This window comes from Salinarchaeum sp. Harcht-Bsk1 (assembly GCF_000403645.1).
Lineage (GTDB): Archaea > Halobacteriota > Halobacteria > Halobacteriales > Salinarchaeaceae > Salinarchaeum.
This window is the reverse complement of sequence record NC_021313.1, coordinates 1,681,169-1,697,685: the sequence shown is the minus strand read 5'-3', so window position 1 is coordinate 1,697,685 and position 16,517 is coordinate 1,681,169. Positions and strand designations below refer to the sequence as shown.

Below are 16,517 nucleotides of genomic sequence, written 5' to 3'. Positions count from 1 at the left end.
TCGCGGACCCGATGTGTACCAGTATGGCCCGGTGTGCGGAAGCAGACTGCGACCGCCCGGCCGCAGTACGCGTCCACGTTCCGTGGGCCGAGGACAGAGACGTCTGTGCCGCCCACGCCCGGACGATCGCCTCGAAGGACGGCGTGGTCGCTGCGCCACTCGAGGACGCCGAAGACGAGTTCCCTTGAGAAGCGGATCCGGACAGCCCCGCCGACCTAGCGCTCCGGCACGTCCGTCAACAGTTGTGCGACGTCGAGCACGTTGTGGGTCGAGACGAACAGTTCCGCGGCTTCGCGGACGCTGAAGTCGAACGAGTGATCCCCGCCGTAGCTCCGCGCGTACAGTTCGAGCCAGGTGTTCAACGCTACCTCCAGCCGGTCGTGGTGGGGCTGGCCGAGCGCGGCACCGGCGCCGCGACGGTCGACGTACACCGCCAGCACCGGCCAGAGGCCGTGGCGGCAGTACGCGAGCGCACGCTCGGCGGCGTCCTCGGGCGGTTCGAAGGCCTCGCGAGCGTCCTGTGCAACGTCGTGGAGGTCGTCGACCCGCTCCTCCAGGCCGTCGGCGTCGCCGCGGAGGACGTCTGCACCGATCTCGGTGGCGTCGGGGACGCCTGGCGGCGGTGGTGGAGCGTCGGCGCTGCTCGCCGCGTCGGCAGCGTCGGTCGCCGCGTCCGCAACGCCGTTCGCCGCTGCGGCGCGCCTGCCGTCGGCACCCGTCGACCCACCGCCGTCGTCGGTCATCCCTGCTTGTACTCGACGCCCTTGCCGCCCGCGGGGTGTTCCCAGTGGGTGTCCGCGACGACGGCACAGGTCCCACACTCGACGCAGGGCTGGGTGTCGAGGCTGACGACCCGTTCGGTGTCGCCGTTTGTCTCGATCGTCTCCGAGCGGTAACAGCCGCCGCCGAACTCCTCCGCGGAGACCGGGCAGGCGGTGACCGCCGTGCCGCTGGCCTCGTAGGAGTTGTCGAGCACTTCGATGTGGGGGTCGCCCACGTCGTAGGTGAGGTCGCCGATGCGATCCGCGAGGTCCGGCGGCTCGATCTCGTGCTCGGCGGAGACCGGCTCCCCGAGCACGTCGCCGATTACGGTCGGCACCGTGACGTAGGAGATCTTCGTGTCGGGGATCATCCCGAGCACGAACGGCGAGTTGAAGGACTTCTCGAGCAGGCCGTCGAACGTCTTCACGCCGAACCGGCCGACCGGCGAGTTCAGCACGGCCGAACCGATCGAGGTCATGACGGAACTCTCCGACAGCCAGCTCGTCGCCTCGTAGCGCGTGGGGCGGAGCTTGTCCATCACGCCCTCGTCGTTCAGTTTCTGCTCGTAGAGCTGCCCCGCCGCGCTGGGATCGCCGCGAGTCTTGGCGTCCTGGAACGCCTCAGCGGCGAGTCCGCCGGCGGAGACGGCGTGGTTCATCCCTTTGATGATCGGGCCCTGGGCCTGCATCTGCCCGGCGGCGTCGCCGACGAGGAGCAGGCGCCCCTGGTGTGGCGAGGGGTTCGCGACCTTCTTCGAGTCGGGTACGAGCTTCGCGGAGTACTCAAGTTCGTCGTACTCGCCCTGGAACCACTGGTCGAGTAGCGGGTGGGTCAGCAGGGCGTCCAGCAGGTCCTGGGGCTCCGCGCGCTCGTCGGCGATCGAGTCGAGGTGGAAGACGGTCCCGATCGACAGCGAGTCCTCGTTCGTGTAGAGGAAGCCACCGCCCCGGACGCCCTCGAAGAGGTCGCCGGAGAACAGGTGGGCGGCGCCGTCGTCGGGGCCGTCGAGGTCGAAGCGCTCCTCGATCGTCTCCCGATCCATGTCGACGACGGCCTTGACGCCCTGGAACCAGTCGTCGGGCTCCTCCCAGTCCATCAGGCCCGCGTCGCGGGCGAGTTCGGAGTTGACGCCGTCGGCCGCGACGATCAGGTCCGCGGTGATCGGGTCGAGTTCGTCGCAGGTGACGCCGACGATCTCGCCGTTCTCGCGGAGGAGACCGTTCACGCGGACGTCGGTGAGCAGGCCGCCGCCGGTCTCGCGCGTGCGCTCGTGGACCTGCTCTGCGAGCCAGGAGTCCATGTGCCGACGGAGGACGGCGTCACACCACTCCGTGCCCTTGTTGTGGATCGACTCGAGGTCGAAGGTCGCGACCTTCTCCTCAGAGCAGTTGTGCATCTTGTACTCGACGGCGGGCCGTTCCGTGGCTTCCTCGCGGAAGTCGGGGAACAGGTCGTCGATCGTGTACGGCGCCGACTCCTCGGCGTAGATCAGCCCGCCGGAGACGTTCTTCGAACCGGCGTCGACGCCCCGTTCGAGCACGAGCGTCTCGACGTCGTTCGCTGCCAGTGCCGCTGCCGCCGCGGCGCCGCCGGGGCCACAGCCCACGACGATCGCCTCGTAGTGTTCGTGCTCGTCCATGGATCCTCCGTCCGTCGCGACGCGCTGCGTCGCGGTCCCGCCGTCCGTACGCACGTCGTCGTCCGCAGCCGCTCGCTCAGTCATCGTCACCACCCGCGGCCGGCACCGCACCGAACTCCTCGAGCGCCGAGTCCACGCTCCCGGATTCGACCGCCTCGGTGAACGCGGGCAGCACGTCGAAAAGGTCGCCGTGGATGTAGTAGTCCGACCAGTCGCGGATGTCCGCGTGCTCGTCGGTGTTGATCGCGACGATCGTGTCCGACTCCTCGCAGCCGACCTTGTGCTGGATCGCCCCGGAGACGCCCGCGGCGATGTAGAGGTCCGGTTCGACCTCCTGCCCGGACTCGCCGATCTGGCGGTCCTCGCCGGTGTACTGCTCGACGTGGCCGGCGAACTGGAAGGAGGAGGTGATCACGCCGCGCGTGAGGCCGAAGGCGCCGTCCTCGAACGCTTCGGAGAGTTCGACGCCGAGTTCGATCCCCTCGGTCGGATTGCGGTCGATCCCGCGACCGACGCAGACGACGACCTCGTGGTCGGTGAGGTCGACGCCGCCCTCGAGGCGGTCGTGGTCGGTGACCTCGACGTCGAGCCAGGCGTCGTCGAGGTCGAAGCTGTGCTCGACGACCTCGCCCTCGCGCTCGGGGTCGGGGTCGGGCAGTTCGAACTTGCCCGGGATCACCGACGCGCCCTGCGGGTGGAACTCCCGTCGCGGGGAGTCCAGACAGAGGATCGTCGAGTACTCGAACCCGGAGAAGTCCGGGCGGGGCATGTGGAGCACGCGCTCGAACTCCACCTTGTCCTTCGCGCCGGTCTTGACGGGGTTCGAGATGACCTCGTTCTCGATGTAGAGGTCCGAACAGTCCGAGGCGAGCCCGGAGTCGAGTTCGGCCTGGACCAGCGCGGAGAGGTCCCGACCGTTGTGCGTCGCCGGGAAGATGGCGTAGCGTGGCTCGTCGTAGTCGTGCCAGTCTTCGTCGGGGCGGTCCTCGCGGCCGTAGGGGTGGCCGGCGCCCCGCGCCATGTCGCAGAAGACCTCGGAATAGGGCTTGTGTCGGAACCGGTCGAGGCGCTCGTCATCGTAGTAGACCGCGAGGTCGGCACCGTACTCGATGGTGTCCTCGGCGATCGGCTCGGCGTCGTCGCCGATGACGACCGCGACGACCTTCTCCGCCTCGTCGTAGTCCTCGTTGTACCCGTCCATCAGCTCGCGGGCCTTCCCGAGCATCTCCTTCGAGACGTCGAGGAGTTCGCCGTGCTGGGTCTCACAGTAGACCCACATGTCGCGGTACTCGCCGTCCTCGAGGGCGCGGACGTGGCGCTTGTCCGCCGTCGGGTGGTCGAGGTCGGGGTGGGCCTCCTCCGGCGGGAGGATCTCTTCCTCCTCGCCGTCGTCGTCGCTGCCCTGGACGGAGTCGATGCGCTGGTTGATCAGGCGCTTCACCGAGTCGCGGTCCTCGCCGCTCTCCTCCTGTTCGAGCAGCGCTTCGAGGTCCTCGACCTCGTCGACGTCCCGGATGAGGTTCCCGACGTCGGCGGTGGTCTTCTCGCTCAGGTCGACCTCGCCGGCGTCTTCGGGCTCCTCGTCCTCGGCTTCGAGCGTCTCGATCCGGCTCTCGATGAGGGTCTTGACCGGGGTGCGGTCCTCGCCGCCCTCCTCCAGTTCGAGCATCTCCTGGAGTTCGTCGACGTCCTCGACCTGGTTCACTTTCGGGCCGAGTTCGGAAATCTCGTGCTCGGTGGGGTCGATCTCGGGCATCGTCAGTCACCCCCCGCAGCGAACTGCGTGATCTCCTCGACGACCTCGCGCATCCCCTCCTGGTCGTCCTGTTCGATCACGGTCGCCTCGCGCTCGTCCGGTGCCTTGGGGATCGGGTCGACGCCGGAGACGATCGTCGGCGAGCCGTCGAGCCCGATGTAGTCGGGGTCGAGGTTGAGGTCCTCGTGGTCCCAGACCGTGAGGTGCTCCTCGGCGTTCTCGACGCGCTCCTGGGTCTCGGCGCGGAGGTCCTTGTGCTTCAGGCGGTGCTCGGCCTTGCGGTAGACCGGTTCGAACTCGGGGTCGGTCACGATCGCACACGGCATCGGCGCCTCGACGGTCTCGATCTCGGAGACGTCGCCCTTGACGAGTCGCTTCGCGCGGACGATCTCCTCGTCGGGGTCGACGTCCAGCGAGATCACGTGCGTGATCAGCGGCCGTTCGAGCGCCCAGCAGGTCTGTGGGCCAGTGTGACCGGTCTCCCCGTCGGCAGTCTTGAAGCCCGCGAACACGATGTCGGGCTCCTCCTCCATCTGCTCGATCCCGGTCGCGACGGTGATCGCCGTCGCCCAGGTGTCTGCGGCGGCCATCTCCCGGTCGGAGAGGAGGTACAGTTCGTCGGCGTAGACCGACCGCATTCCCTCTTCGAGGATGTCCTGATACCCCGGCGGCCCCATGCTCATGAGGCCGACGGTGCCGTCGTGGCGGACCTTGGTCTGCAGGGCCGCCTCGAGTGCCTGTTCGTCGTTCGGATTCATCACGGTGGGTGTGTCCCCCCGCTCGAGGTGGCCGTCCTCGTCGAAAGAGACGGCGCCCTCGCTGAAGTCCGGTACGCCCTTGGTGAGTGCGAGTAGCTTCATCTGTCAGTCAGCGTCGGTGCGTTCGTACTCGGTGCCTCCGTCGTGATCGAGCGCTCGCGACCCCGCTGCGACGGGTCGCGAACGCCCGACGCGCTCCCCCGACCGCTCACTTGCGACCCGCTCGACCTGCGTCGACGTCGATCGCGTCCACGGGGCAGACGTCGACGCAGAGCATGCAGTCGATGCACTGCTCCTCGTGGGTGGGATCGGCCTTGATTTCGCTCTCGGGGTGGTCCGGCGAGTCGACCCACTCGAAGACGTCCACGGGACAGTCTTCCAGGCAAGCGCCATCGGCGATGCAGATGTCGAAGTCCACGGCGACGTGGGTGCCGTGAATCCCGAGTTCCTCGGGCTCGTCGACTGGCCCCCACACGTCGTGGCCTTCGTGCTCGTCGACGACCTCGCGGTTCTCCTCGAAGTTCGGGTCTATCGCCATTGGTGGCTAGGACGGGGTTCAGCGACCACTTAAATCGCTCGCTGTGACATCTCATACCAAGGGCTCGCCGCCCCCGATACCGCGGCCACGCGTTCCGATTTCGAGACGCGTCACGATGGCGATTCAGTCCCCAGGAAACTGGCGGGGGCGCTGCCCGACGATTCACGTCGATTGCCTGGAAATGAATCACCGTCGCGGGCTGCGTGAGTCGCGCGCGACGCAGGATTGATATAGCAGCGAAGGATCGATCGGGGGATCTCGACGCCCCGGTACGAGCGCAGGGACCGATTTATCGATTCGAGCGCGGATCTCGAAGCAACGGTCTCAGCGGGTAATCGCGAATCGACGATTGGAGATGCGGATCCCGCACGCAGTGACGCGAACTCGTCCCTGCACCGGGTCGCCTAGCCGAGGAAACCGCCGTCGTCGGAATCGTTGCCACCGGAGCCGTCGGTCGTGTTGCCGTCGTCGGTGGTACCGTCGTCGGACGTATTCCCGCCCTCGGAGCCGCTCCCGTCGCCCGACTGCTCGCTCGGCGGCACGCCGACCGACCCGCCCTCGTCGAAGAGGTCGGTCGTGATCCAGTCCTCGTACGCGAGGTCGTCGAGCGGGACGACCACCGTCTCGCCGGTTGGGAGTTCGACGACCGCGGTGAAGTCGATCCGGAACTGGCTGACCTGGTGGCCGTAGACAGACTCGTCGAGGTGGGACACCCACCACTCGTCGAGGCGCTGGTTCTGGATCGCCGTCGTCGCGTGGAGCGTGTTGCGCGTCCCGCCCGGGATAACGAAGGGATCCTCCGTCGCACCCTGGCTCACGAGCACGTCGTTCATCGTGACGTTGTACCGGAGTTCGGAGATGGCGATCGGCTGCGTGTTGGGGTTGTACATCGCGAACGACATGTCGATCGGCGTCTCCTCGCGGGAGACCGTCCCCCAGCTAGCGTCGGTCTCCTCGACCACCAGGACAGGGTCCGAGATCAGCGGCTGGTTCGCGTCGATCGGCCGATCCTGGGTGGAGGAGAAGGAGCCGAGGATGTCGGTATCGATTTCGCGCTGCTGGCTGATCGACCGGGTGAACCCGTACGCGTCGATGGTCGCGTCGATGTTCACGGCGGTCCGCTCGTCGTTGCGGACGTGGCTCGCGAACCACGGCGGGATCCGATCGTTGTAGAGCGTCGTCTCGAGACGCATCGTCGAGTTCCCGCTCCCCATCGAGACGCCGTTCTTCGTCCCGTTCGCGACCCGAACGTCGTTCATCGAGACCTGGTAGTCGATGGTGACGCCGCCCAGCGACAGGCCGATCGGGTTCGGGTTCTGGACGGACACGTTCGTAAGGATGGTCGTCTCGTCCTCGGTGACGTTCCCGAAGTCGTTCTGCACCCCGTTGACCGCCGGTGCGCCGAGCACGCCCAGTGCGAAGCCACCGCCGAGGAGCCCGCCGGTCGCGACGAGGAACAGGAGGAAGATCCGGAGCTTCGAGGCGACGAGCGGGGCGAGCGCTGCCTTCGCGGTCCCTGCGGCAGCACCGAGCGCACTCTCGCTCGACGCACCGGCCGCCTGGCTCGCTGCCCCGGCGTCCGTTCCGGTTCCACCTCCCGCGAGGGGGTCGTCCGCGGCGTCAGCGCCCTCTCCGGGCGATCCGTTATCGGACATTGATTACCGAATAGATCCGCTCGGGTAGGATAAGGCTGCGGGCTTTGTATCGAGCGGTAGGCACCGCTTCAACAGCGGCCTCGGGCGGTTGGCGGCAGCAGCCGCGTCGGGCGGCCGAGGTCAGCAACGACGTCGGGCGGTACAACGGAAGTGAGAGATCGGGCGGGGTGGTTCGCCTGCCGCGGCCAGCGATGCTTCGGCGGAAGCGGCGGACGAAAACGGGGCTCGATCCGTGCGATGGCGATCCCGCGTCAGTACGAGGGGCGCTGGGCCTGGAGCACTGTCGAGAGCTCCTGGTGTTCGTCCGCGAGCAGTTCGTTGAGGTCGTCGGACGTGATGATCCCCACGAGCGAACCGTCGTCGTCACAGAGCGGGAGTCGTCGGATGCCGTTCGCGCGCATCTCCTCGGCAGCCTGGTAGAAGCCCGTGTCGGGCGTGGCGGTGTGGAGATCCGTCGACATGACGTCCGCCGCCGTGTGATCGGCCGGGTTGGCCGACTCCGCGACGACGCGAAGTGCGAGGTCGCGGTCGGTGATGATGCCGACCGGCTGGTCGCCTTCGGTGACGACGACGCTACCGACCGTCTCTTCGTCCATCATCCGAGCGACGTCCGGTACTGGCGTCTCTGGTCCTGTGGTTACGACGTCCTCGCGAGCGAGGTCCTGAATTGGCATTTGAAGATCCTCCACCACGGCATAGGGAACACCCCGCTATTGTTAGCGAGCCGTTGTCCACCGACAACCCGAACGTGTCCCGTGGTATCAGGGTTTTTCGGTGCTGCGAAGTCGGCGAAAAGCGGCTCCAACGAGACGGCCGGGGTCGATTCGGGTGACGGCGTCTCCTCCGGCGTCGCTCGACGAACGATGGGCCCGTCGGGCGTCTCAGGGCGCTTCCTCGAGCAGCCAGCCGAAGCGCTTCTCCCAGAACGCCTCGTCGCGGTGCTTCTTGCTCTTCCCGTGGGTCTTCTGGTCGCGAATCTGGCGCTCGACGACGTCCTGCGCCTCGTTGAGCGCCTGGCTCGCACCGTAGCCCTCCCCCGACGCGACGAAGAGGCCGCGGTCGGTGTGCAGCCGGATGCGGGCGAGCAGGAGCGGCGTACCCCGGTGTTTCTCGTCGTGTTCGTGGAGGTGGACCTTGGCCTCGAGGACGTTCATGTCGTCGTCGCGGCTGTCGAACGTGTCGATCATCGCCACGACGTCGTCGTAGCTCACGTCGTCGATTAGCTCCGTGCCGTAGACCTGAACGCCCCTGTTGCCCCCGGCCTCCCACGTCAGCGATTCGAGGACGTCGGTCTTGGTGACGATGCCGTGCGGGCTCCCGTTCCTGGTGACGACGAGCGAGGAGCCGCCGACGTCGAACATCTCCTCGACTGCCTCCTCGAGCGTCGCCTCGGGGTGGATAGTCCGGACGGGCGAGACCATGAGGTCACGGACCGGGAGGTCGAGCAGCCGTGCGGACTCGCCCTCTCTGGCCCCGAAACCGCCGCGTCCCGAACGGCCGCTGCTCGCGGAGATCTCGCCGCCGAACGCGTCGGTACCGCCCGCGTCGCCGCCCTGGCTCTGGGTCACCGCCCGGACCGTGACGTCGGTCACGTCGTAGAGACTCAGGATGCCGATCGCCTCGTCGGCCTCGACGACCGGCAGGTGCGTGATCCGGCGGTCGCGGAACTCGTGGATGGCCTCGCCGACGGTGGCGTCGGGGTCGAGCGAGACGAGGTCGGCACTCTGGGCCTCGGCAACGGTCGCGGCGTCGAGGAACTCCTGGACGGCCTCGAGGATGCCGTCGACGTCGACCACGCCGATCAGGTCTCTGCCCTCGAACACGGGGAGGACGCGAGAGTCGCTGTCGATCATGAGCTGGGCGACCTTTCGGACGTCTTCGTTGGGGGCGAGCTTGGGGACGTGCCACACTAGCGAGCCGACGGTCTCGTTGGGCTGGAGGTGCGAGGTGGCGAGCTGTCGGCGGGTCACGACGCCCTCGAACTGGTCGCCCCGCACGACGACGCCCTTGACGCCGGGATCGTCGAACGTGCCAGCGAGTTTCGAAACGGTGGTATCCGGAGTGAACTCGACGAAGTCGTCGGAAACGATAGATGCGATGTCCATGGATTGTGAGCGGCCTGTGGCCGTGTCCGCGTGGTCGTGGTTCGGCCAACGGAGGTCCGCCGACGCTGAGGCGTCGGGCGATCTCGCGAACGAACGCCCGACGGCGAGCGCGACCGATCGCCACCGTGGCCGGACGATAACCGCCGACTGCAGTATCGACGTCGGGCACGGGCCGACGTCGTGGCTGACGCACTGTGCGGCCGAGATGTGATAGTAGGCCCTCCAGGCCAAAGTGTTCGTGGGTCGTTCCCGCGGTGTGGGAAGGAACGCGTCGCCGGACGGGGTGGATTTGCGGCACCGAGAGGCAGCGCTCGAGCGCCCGAGACGGGTGCCGAGGCTCCGACCGACCGTGCCGTAGCCGGCACCCTTTTGCTGTCGGCGGGCCATCTCCAAAGTCACCGATGGCACTGCCGGAGCACCAGCACGAAGCCGGCTTCACCGCCGTCTTCGAGTCGCTGGATTCGACGCCCGGCGTCGAGATCATCGACCCGATCGAGCGTCGCAGGCGGTCGCTCCACACGCCCTCGCAGGTCTCCCCGGAGCCGCTGGATCCCGGGGCCTTTCCGATCCCCGTCGAGACCGCGGTCGCGGTCGAGACCGCGTCCGTGACGACGCCCACCGCCGAGCAGGTCATCGTCCGGGACGCAGACGGGCAGATGCTCGCCGAGGTCGACCACGGCGAGACCGCCTCGTTTTCGGCCGACGCCTACGTCCTCGAACCGACCGGCATCCTCCGAACGTACCTCCGCGTCGAGGGGCCGGTCTCGATCGCCCCCGACGGACACGGGACCGCGATCGACTTCGGCTCGCCGGCCCGCGTCGGGATCGGCTGTCGATCGGCCCACGAACGGCCGGCAGCGACGGTCACGACGACGTCGGATCCCGAAGACGTCCTCGCGGCGATCTCGACGTTCGGGTCGGCGCTCAAGACGACCTCTCCCGAGCGAGCGTTCGGCAGCTTTCGAGGCCACCCGCCCGCTGTCGAGGTCGGGTCCGAGCTTTCGATTCCCGAGGGGCTCGAACCGCCCGCCGACGACCTGCGGATCGAAGTGCCACCCGAGTACCGCTACGCGTTCCCGGTCGCGCCGCTTGCGTACTACCTCGGCGCGCCGGTGGAGCCGGGCCCGGAGCCGCGGCTCCTCGGCGACGGGCTCGACCACCGCCTCGAGCACGCCGGCTCCTTCGAGGACGGCGTCGAGCGCACACTCGAACGGATCTTCCTCCTCGAGTGCGTCACGCGGACGGAGGGGCTCTACCGCGTCGACCTCCACGAGCGCGATCTGCTCGAGGAGCGCCTCGATGCCCGCGGGATCGAGCTGCCGTTCGCCGACCTGTACGACGCGCCCCAGGCCGAGCGGATCGCCGCGTTCCTCGACGTCCCCCACGACCTGATCGCGGACCTCCTGCCGGACTGGCGCAACGCGGCACAGCTCGCCCCGTCCGCCGACGGCGTCGAGACGCTCCCGTACCTCGTCGACGACCTCGCCGTGCTCTCCGTCGGCGAACCGGAACGCGTCTCCGCCGCCGTCGTCGAGTCCGGTGGCGTCCAGGGGCTCCTCCGTGGCGGCGACGGGGGCGAACCGACTGCTCCCGCACTCGAGACGGCCGGCGCTGCGCTCGCGGACGCCGCGGTCGCTCACGACGAGAGGGTACGTGACGAGGGAGCACACGACGGGGAGGCACGCGACGAGGGCGCGTTCGTCCGTGGCTCCGCGGCCGCCGATACGACGTTCGTGAATCCGACCGGACTCGACGCACTCGAGCGGACCTGGGTCGGCGGCGGCACCCCGATCGGTGCGACGAAGGCCGTTCCCGAGGCCTACGAGAACCGCATCGGCCGGACGCCCACGACCGGCGACGTCGACATCGCCGTCGTCTGCAACGCCGACGAGATGGCCGCGGAGGGCGACCTCGTCGACGAGGTCTACGGCTCCCGGGCGAACCTGCCGTTCGACGTCACCGTCCACCGTGACCTCACGACCGACGAACTCGCCGACGTCCTCGCCGAGGAGCGGGAGTTCCTCCACTACGTCGGCCACATCAGGGCTGACGGCTTCGAGTGCGCCGACGGGCTGCTCGACGTCGCGACGCTGGACTCGGTCGGCACGGACGCGTTCTTCCTCAACGCCTGCCAGTCCTACGACCAGGGGATGGGGCTGGTCGAACAGGGAGCGATCGGCGGCATCGTCACGATTCGCGACGTCGTCAACCACGGCGCGGTCCGCATCGGTCGGGCCGTCGCCAAACTGCTCAACTACGGATTCCCGCTGCGCCCGGCGCTGGAGCTCGCACGCGAGGAGAGCGTCGTCGGCGCGCTCTACATCGCGCTCGGTGACGGTAGCCTCTCGATCGTCCAGACCGCCGGCGGGACGCCGATGTTGATCGACGTCGAGCGCCGCGGCGACGAGTACGCCGTCACGCTCGACATGTACGGTGCCGAGACCGGGATCGGCGGCCTCACCATCCCGCACGTCGAGGGGATCGACGAGTACTACCTCGCCTCCGGTCGCTCGAAGGAGATCCGCCTCGACGGGGAGTCGCTCAAGGCGTTCCTCGCGCTGGACGACGGTCCCGTTCGCTTCGACGGGCAGCTCACCTGGCGCGACGAGATCGACCTCGACGCCGGCTGAGTGACCGCGGCGACGGAACTGGCTGCTCGCGGTTTCACCGCTGCCGATGCTGCAGCCATCGACGAGTCTGCAGGCGTCGCCGAGGCTCGCGGGTTCTCACCACGAGTCGCCGGTCGACGAGGCCTCGGCTACTCCGGTAGTTCAGTCAGCTAGCCGCGTTACTCGAGACCGTTGCGTGCCCCGTCGGCGTGGCTCCAGGGGCGACCGCTGCCGAAAAATCCGAGCGGCCGCGAACGATGCAACCGTCGCTAGTCGCTCGATCACCCGATCGTCGAGTTCTGGTTGGCAGCGACGCTGCCGACCTGGGAGAGGAGCAGGAGGATCGTGAACAGTGCGCCGACCATTCGGGGGTGCTCTGCGAGGTACGCCGCCATTCGGCCATTGGTTTCGGACATGGCGAATGGCTATTGATTGGGCACAAAAGTATTATTATCTAAAACTTTCAGAGACTATAACATTAGCCGCAATAAGCATTCATATTTGGTACTTCTGGTAGTGAAGCTACAAATTCGTAGACAGCGCCGGGGTAGCGGTGCGGCGGCACCCGGTCGGGCTGTCGATACCTGTGAATCCTACCAGCAGCGGCGGAGCGCACTGCCCGCTGGCACCACGGTCGCGCCGCTCGGGGCGGTGGAGTCCTCGACGAATCGACGACGGACGCCGCTCAGTCGCTGAGGTGGGGCATCGCCGCGCCCTCGAGAATCTTGACCTCGCCGCTGGCGCGCATCGTGCCGTCGACGTCCGCGCCACGGCTCACCGCGAGATCCGAGCAGGCGACGTCGCCGAGCACGCGGGCGTCACCCTCCAGCGAGACTGTGCCGTTCCGCGTCGAGAGGTCGCCGTGGATCGTCGTGCCGTCGCCGACGACGACGTCGCCCTTCGCGCGGAGGCTCCCGAACACGTCGTTATCCTCGCCGACGGTGATCTCCGTCGCTCGGACGTTGCCGTGGAGTCGGCAATCGTCGCCGATCCGGGCCGGCGTGTCGGTCTGCCAGGTCTCGTCACCGACGCGGGCGCCCCGCGGGATGACCAGGGGCTCGGCGTCCATGCTGTCGCTCTCCGTGAGGTTGCCGACGAGTTCCTGGGCGGCGTCCTCCTCACCCATCCGCAATAGCTGGGAGAGGTAGACGAACAGGAAGACGATCGTCGGCATCGGGTTCCGGATGACGATCCAGCCGTTTGCCTCGAATCCCTCCTCGATCTCGACGTCGTCGCCGATGTCGAGGTCGCCAGCGACCTTCAACTCGCCGTCAACGTGCACCCGCTCGCCGAGGTAGGCGTCGCGACCGACGAGGACGTTGCCGGCCACGTCGGACCACATGTCCAGCCGGCAGTCCGCCTCGGCTTCGATGTCGCCGCCGAACTCGGTGCCCTCGCCGGCCAGCACGTTCCTGCCCCGGACGCCGAACTCGACGGTGCCCCGTCCACCGACGACCACGTCGCCCTCGGTGACCAGGTCGTGCTCCTCGACGGTCGTCTCGTCGGGAATCACGAGTTCGTCGAGCGGCCGATTCCGGAGCGTCATACCACCTACGTGGGCATCTATAGTAATAAACGGCCGTCAGACATCCGTATGACAGAGGGCGATTTCGAGGCGAAATCGGCCGGGTCGATCCGCCCCGATCGGCGCTGCACTGGGGAGCCTCCACCGGTCCAGCGTGCGCGACGATCCACAAGGAATCGGTCGATTCGGCATTCTTCATCGGGTGGGGACTGGAAGGGGCCGACCGCTCGCCCGCTTAGGCGAAGAAAAGCACCGCAGGCGGGAGGCGGAGCCGTCCGCCGAGGAGCGCAGCGAGCGTAAGCGGGCGAGCGGTCGGGGGCTTTCAAGCGGTCGGCTGTCATCGCAACTCCAGCGGTCGCGGTTCGGCAAATGCACCCCGAAGCAACGCAGTTCGATCGACCGGCTTCAAAAGAGTAAGGACCCTCCGCGGGGTCACCCCGGATAGTGGTATTCGATCGTCTGCGGCATCCCATCTGGGCGCTCGTCTTCGCACTCGGACTGACCGTTCCCTGGGTGCTCATCTACCTCACGGGCTCCGTCCACGCCATCGGCGTCGGCCCACGCGTCGCGCTCAGCGGGATCGCGGTGCTGGGCGCCTCCTTCCTGCTCGCGTGGGGTGCCGAGACCGCCGAGAAAGACGTCCCGAGAGCGTTCGCGATCGCCGTCCTCGCGGTGCTCGCCGTCGCGCCGGAGTACGCCGTCGACGCACTCTACGCGTGGCAAGCGGGGAGCGGCGGGGCGACCGCGGAGGCCTGTAGTGGCGTCTCGAAGTCCGCGATGGAACAGGGGTCGACCGAACTCGCCCGGGCCTGTCACGACGCGAACCTCGCCGTGGCGAACATGACCGGGGCGAACCGGATCCTCATCGGCCTCGGGTGGTCCGGTATCGCCCTCTTCACCGTCTGGAAGGCCTGGCAGGGCCGCGCGGACGCCAACGTCGCCGACACCGACCGCTTCCGCGACGGCGCCGTCAGCATCGATCCGGACCTCTCCCTCGAGATCCTCTTTCTCCTCCTCGCGACCGCCGTCGCCTTCACCGTCCCGTTCATGGGCGGCATCGACGCCCTCGACACGATCGTCCTCGTCGGGCTCTACGTCGTCTACATCTCCGTCGTCATCCGGGGCGACGTAGAGGAGCACGACGAGCAGGTCGGCGTTCCGCTCTACCTCCAGCGCAAGTCCTTCCCCGTCCGCTCCGCCGCCTCGATCTCCCTCTTCCTCTACTCCGGGATCATGATCTTCACCGCCGTCGAGCCCTTCGCTCACGGCCTCGAGGAGATCGGTCTCCAGTACGGCGTCCCCGAGTTCTTCATGATCCAGTGGATCGCGCCGCTGGCCAGCGAGAGCCCCGAACTGATCGTCGTCGCCTACCTCGTCAACAAGGCCCGCTCCACGGCGGCGTTCAACGCGCTCATCTCCTCGAAGCTCAACCAGTGGACGCTGCTGATCGGGACGCTCGCGGTGGTCTACTCCATCGCCCTGGGCCAGTACGGCACCCTGCCCTTCGACTCCAAGCAGGCCGCCGAGATCTGGATCACCGCCGCCCAGAGCCTCTTCGCCATCGCAATTCTCGTGAACTTCCGGATCTCGGTGAAGGAGGCCGTCGGGCTGTTCGCACTGTTCTTCTCCCAGGTCGTGATCGAGTTTGGCATTATCCGGCTCGTCGGCGAGCCCGAGGCGACGGAGTACTCGATCCTGCTGCTGGAGGGGTACACCGTCGTGTATCTCCTGCTGTCGGCCTGGCTGTTCTACCGCCGGCGCGGCGCGCTCCGGGAAATTGCCGGGCGCTCGAAGCGGACGATCGCGGACGCGTACGGGTTCGGCGGGACGGGCGAGGAGACGGCAACAGACTGAGCCGGCGACCGCGAGTTCGTCGCTCCCCCCTCACTCTAGGCGAATCAACGTCCCTTCAGCCGTGCCGACGAACACGGCGCCGTCGGCGACGGTCGGCCCGGTCACCACGTCGCCCTCGGCGTTCCAGCTCCAACGAATCGCGCCGTCGGAGCGGTCCAGCGCCACGACGTCGTCTTCGGCCCGCGTCACGTAGACCGTCGACTCGGTGAGCGCGGGTGCGGCGGTCGGGCGGCCCCCGACCGCCGTGAACCAGTCCGGGCCGGGGCCGACCAGTTCGTTCGGGAAGACGTACCGACCGGTCGTCCCGGTGTAGTAGAGCTCCCCGTCGGTTGCCGGCGAGCCGATCACGTGGCCGCTGAAGGAGTTCCGCGCACGCAGCCGTCCGGTGTGGCCGTACACCCTGGGGCTGAGATGGGGCGCGAGGACGAAGTCCTCGGTCGCCGTCGGTGGCTGCATCCGAGCACCCTCTCGGTGCCACTGCTCGGTGCCGTCGGCGGGGTCGAGCGCGTGGAGGTGGCCCTGGAGCCCCGCGGTCCACTCCGCGCCGAAATAGACGTTGCCGCCTGCGACCGCCGGGTAGTCCACAGCGTTCTCCGCGATCTCGACGGACCACGCGAGCTCGCCACTCTCGAGGGGCACCGCGCAGGCGTGAGGAGTTGTCCCCGTCTCTTCGTCCGCTGCGGTCCCGACGAACACCGTGTCGCCGGCGATGGTCGGCCCCGAGACGGGGCCCGGGAGATCGGCGCTCCACTCGGAGTCGCCGGAGTCGAGGACGAGCGCGTAGAGGGTGCCTGCGTCGGTCCCTACGACGACGAGGCCCTGCGCTACCGCTGGACACTGCCCGCTGGCGCCGTCGAGTTCTCGGGACCAGACGTCCTCACCCGACGCCGCGTCGAGGGCGTGGACAGTCCCTTCCTCCGTGACCGCGATCGCGAGCCGGCTGTCGGGCGCGTCGACGACGGCGGGCTGGTCGCTGAGGCCGCCGGAGAGCGAGCGATTCCAGGACGCGGCAGGCTCGCTGGTGGGCCTCGCCTCGTCCTCGACGAAGCCGCTGTTAGTGATCGTGCGTTGGAAGCCGGGCCACTCGTCGGGGGCAACGTCGTTCTCGAGGCTCGAGGGGCCGGAGTCGGAGTCGTCGCCGAGCAGCGGGACCGCGTCCGTGCAGCCGGCGAGCGTCCCGATGCCGAGGGTGCCGGTGGTAGCGAGAAGATCCCGGCGGGTGTAGTTCATTGGAATCAGTGACCGCAGGTCGTACAAAGAATCGTTCGGTGTCCAACCGCCGTCAACTGCCGGCGCTTCATGAGCTGGGCCCACGC

14 protein-coding genes are annotated in these 16,517 nt (G+C 68.1%); 3 read left to right on the top strand and 11 right to left on the bottom strand.

Features of this window, described 5'->3' with window-relative positions; all coding sequences use genetic code 11:
* Positions 1-23 precede the first annotated feature (23 nt).
* Positions 24-188, top strand: a complete 165-nt coding sequence (locus L593_RS15955; protein ID WP_020446374.1) for a hypothetical protein — start codon at positions 24-26, stop codon at positions 186-188.
* 27 nt (positions 189-215) lie between these two features.
* Here the strand turns inward: L593_RS15955 and L593_RS16145 are convergent, their stop codons facing one another.
* The 8 genes from L593_RS16145 to L593_RS07620 form a co-directional block, all read right to left on the bottom strand.
* On the bottom strand, positions 216-743 hold the full coding sequence (locus L593_RS16145) for a hypothetical protein (RefSeq protein ID WP_020446373.1): 528 nt from the start codon (positions 741-743) through the stop codon (positions 216-218).
* Complete coding sequence (locus L593_RS07650) at positions 740-2,401, bottom strand: FAD-dependent monooxygenase (protein ID WP_049894389.1); 1,662 nt, start codon at positions 2,399-2,401, stop codon at positions 740-742. Before L593_RS07650 ends, L593_RS16145 begins: the two co-directional genes overlap by 4 nt.
* A 76-nt stretch (positions 2,402-2,477) precedes the next feature.
* Positions 2,478-4,157, bottom strand: a complete 1,680-nt coding sequence (locus tag L593_RS07645; RefSeq protein ID WP_020446371.1) for an electron transfer flavoprotein subunit alpha/FixB family protein — start codon at positions 4,155-4,157, stop codon at positions 2,478-2,480.
* A 2-nt stretch (positions 4,158-4,159) separates the two neighbouring features.
* On the bottom strand, positions 4,160-5,017 hold the full coding sequence (locus L593_RS07640) for an electron transfer flavoprotein subunit beta (protein ID WP_020446370.1): 858 nt from the start codon (positions 5,015-5,017) through the stop codon (positions 4,160-4,162).
* A gap of 106 nt (positions 5,018-5,123) precedes the next feature.
* Positions 5,124-5,453 carry a ferredoxin family protein gene (locus L593_RS07635; protein WP_020446369.1) on the bottom strand — a complete coding sequence of 110 codons (330 nt, stop codon included), beginning with the start codon at positions 5,451-5,453 and terminating at the stop codon, positions 5,124-5,126.
* Positions 5,454-5,857: 404 nt separating this feature from the next.
* A complete protein-coding gene (locus L593_RS07630; RefSeq protein WP_020446368.1) occupies positions 5,858-7,108 on the bottom strand; it encodes an LEA type 2 family protein in 1,251 nt (416 codons plus the stop codon).
* 251 nt (positions 7,109-7,359) lie between these two features.
* Complete coding sequence (locus L593_RS07625; protein ID WP_020446367.1) at positions 7,360-7,782, bottom strand: CBS domain-containing protein; 423 nt, start codon at positions 7,780-7,782, stop codon at positions 7,360-7,362.
* A 207-nt stretch (positions 7,783-7,989) separates the two neighbouring features.
* Complete coding sequence (locus L593_RS07620; protein ID WP_020446366.1) at positions 7,990-9,213, bottom strand: CBS domain-containing protein; 1,224 nt, start codon at positions 9,211-9,213, stop codon at positions 7,990-7,992.
* Positions 9,214-9,614: 401 nt separating this feature from the next.
* Here L593_RS07620 and L593_RS07610 point away from each other — a divergent pair, with 401 nt between their 5' ends.
* Positions 9,615-11,843 carry a hypothetical protein gene (locus L593_RS07610; protein ID WP_020446364.1) on the top strand — a complete coding sequence of 743 codons (2,229 nt, stop codon included), beginning with the start codon at positions 9,615-9,617 and terminating at the stop codon, positions 11,841-11,843.
* A gap of 260 nt (positions 11,844-12,103) precedes the next feature.
* Here L593_RS07610 and L593_RS16405 read toward each other — a convergent pair whose 3' ends face one another.
* Together L593_RS16405 and L593_RS07605 are read right to left on the bottom strand one after the other, a co-directional pair.
* Positions 12,104-12,238, bottom strand: a complete 135-nt coding sequence (locus L593_RS16405) for a hypothetical protein (RefSeq protein ID WP_255347045.1) — start codon at positions 12,236-12,238, stop codon at positions 12,104-12,106.
* A 269-nt stretch (positions 12,239-12,507) separates the two neighbouring features.
* Entirely contained in the window at positions 12,508-13,368 is an 861-nt protein-coding gene (locus L593_RS07605) for a polymer-forming cytoskeletal protein (RefSeq protein ID WP_020446362.1), read from the bottom strand.
* Positions 13,369-13,791: 423 nt separating this feature from the next.
* Here L593_RS07605 and L593_RS07600 point away from each other — a divergent pair, with 423 nt between their 5' ends.
* Entirely contained in the window at positions 13,792-15,201 is a 1,410-nt protein-coding gene (locus tag L593_RS07600) for a Na+/Ca2+-exchanging protein (RefSeq protein WP_020446361.1), read from the top strand.
* A gap of 30 nt (positions 15,202-15,231) precedes the next feature.
* Here the strand turns inward: L593_RS07600 and L593_RS07595 are convergent, their stop codons facing one another.
* Positions 15,232-16,431, bottom strand: a complete 1,200-nt coding sequence (locus L593_RS07595) for a PQQ-binding-like beta-propeller repeat protein (protein WP_020446360.1) — start codon at positions 16,429-16,431, stop codon at positions 15,232-15,234.
* Between the last annotated feature and the right edge of the window lie 86 nt (positions 16,432-16,517).

Excerpts from the sequence above, each read along its gene's own strand:
- L593_RS15955 (WP_020446374.1), top strand. The coding sequence starts at position 24 with ATGGCCCGGTGTGCGGAAGCAGACTGCGACCGCCCGGCCGCAGTACGC.
- L593_RS16145 (WP_020446373.1), bottom strand. The coding sequence starts at position 743 with ATGACCGACGACGGCGGTGGGTCGACGGGTGCCGACGGCAGGCGCGCC.
- L593_RS07650 (WP_049894389.1), bottom strand. The coding sequence starts at position 2,401 with ATGGACGAGCACGAACACTACGAGGCGATCGTCGTGGGCTGTGGCCCC.
- L593_RS07645 (WP_020446371.1), bottom strand. The coding sequence starts at position 4,157 with ATGCCCGAGATCGACCCCACCGAGCACGAGATTTCCGAACTCGGCCCG.
- L593_RS07640 (WP_020446370.1), bottom strand. The coding sequence starts at position 5,017 with ATGAAGCTACTCGCACTCACCAAGGGCGTACCGGACTTCAGCGAGGGC.
- L593_RS07635 (WP_020446369.1), bottom strand. The coding sequence starts at position 5,453 with ATGGCGATAGACCCGAACTTCGAGGAGAACCGCGAGGTCGTCGACGAG.
- L593_RS07630 (WP_020446368.1), bottom strand. The coding sequence starts at position 7,108 with ATGTCCGATAACGGATCGCCCGGAGAGGGCGCTGACGCCGCGGACGAC.
- L593_RS07625 (WP_020446367.1), bottom strand. The coding sequence starts at position 7,782 with ATGCCAATTCAGGACCTCGCTCGCGAGGACGTCGTAACCACAGGACCA.
- L593_RS07620 (WP_020446366.1), bottom strand. The coding sequence starts at position 9,213 with ATGGACATCGCATCTATCGTTTCCGACGACTTCGTCGAGTTCACTCCG.
- L593_RS07610 (WP_020446364.1), top strand. The coding sequence starts at position 9,615 with ATGGCACTGCCGGAGCACCAGCACGAAGCCGGCTTCACCGCCGTCTTC.
- L593_RS16405 (WP_255347045.1), bottom strand. The coding sequence starts at position 12,238 with ATGTCCGAAACCAATGGCCGAATGGCGGCGTACCTCGCAGAGCACCCC.
- L593_RS07605 (WP_020446362.1), bottom strand. The coding sequence starts at position 13,368 with ATGACGCTCCGGAATCGGCCGCTCGACGAACTCGTGATTCCCGACGAG.
- L593_RS07595 (WP_020446360.1), bottom strand. The coding sequence starts at position 16,431 with ATGAACTACACCCGCCGGGATCTTCTCGCTACCACCGGCACCCTCGGC.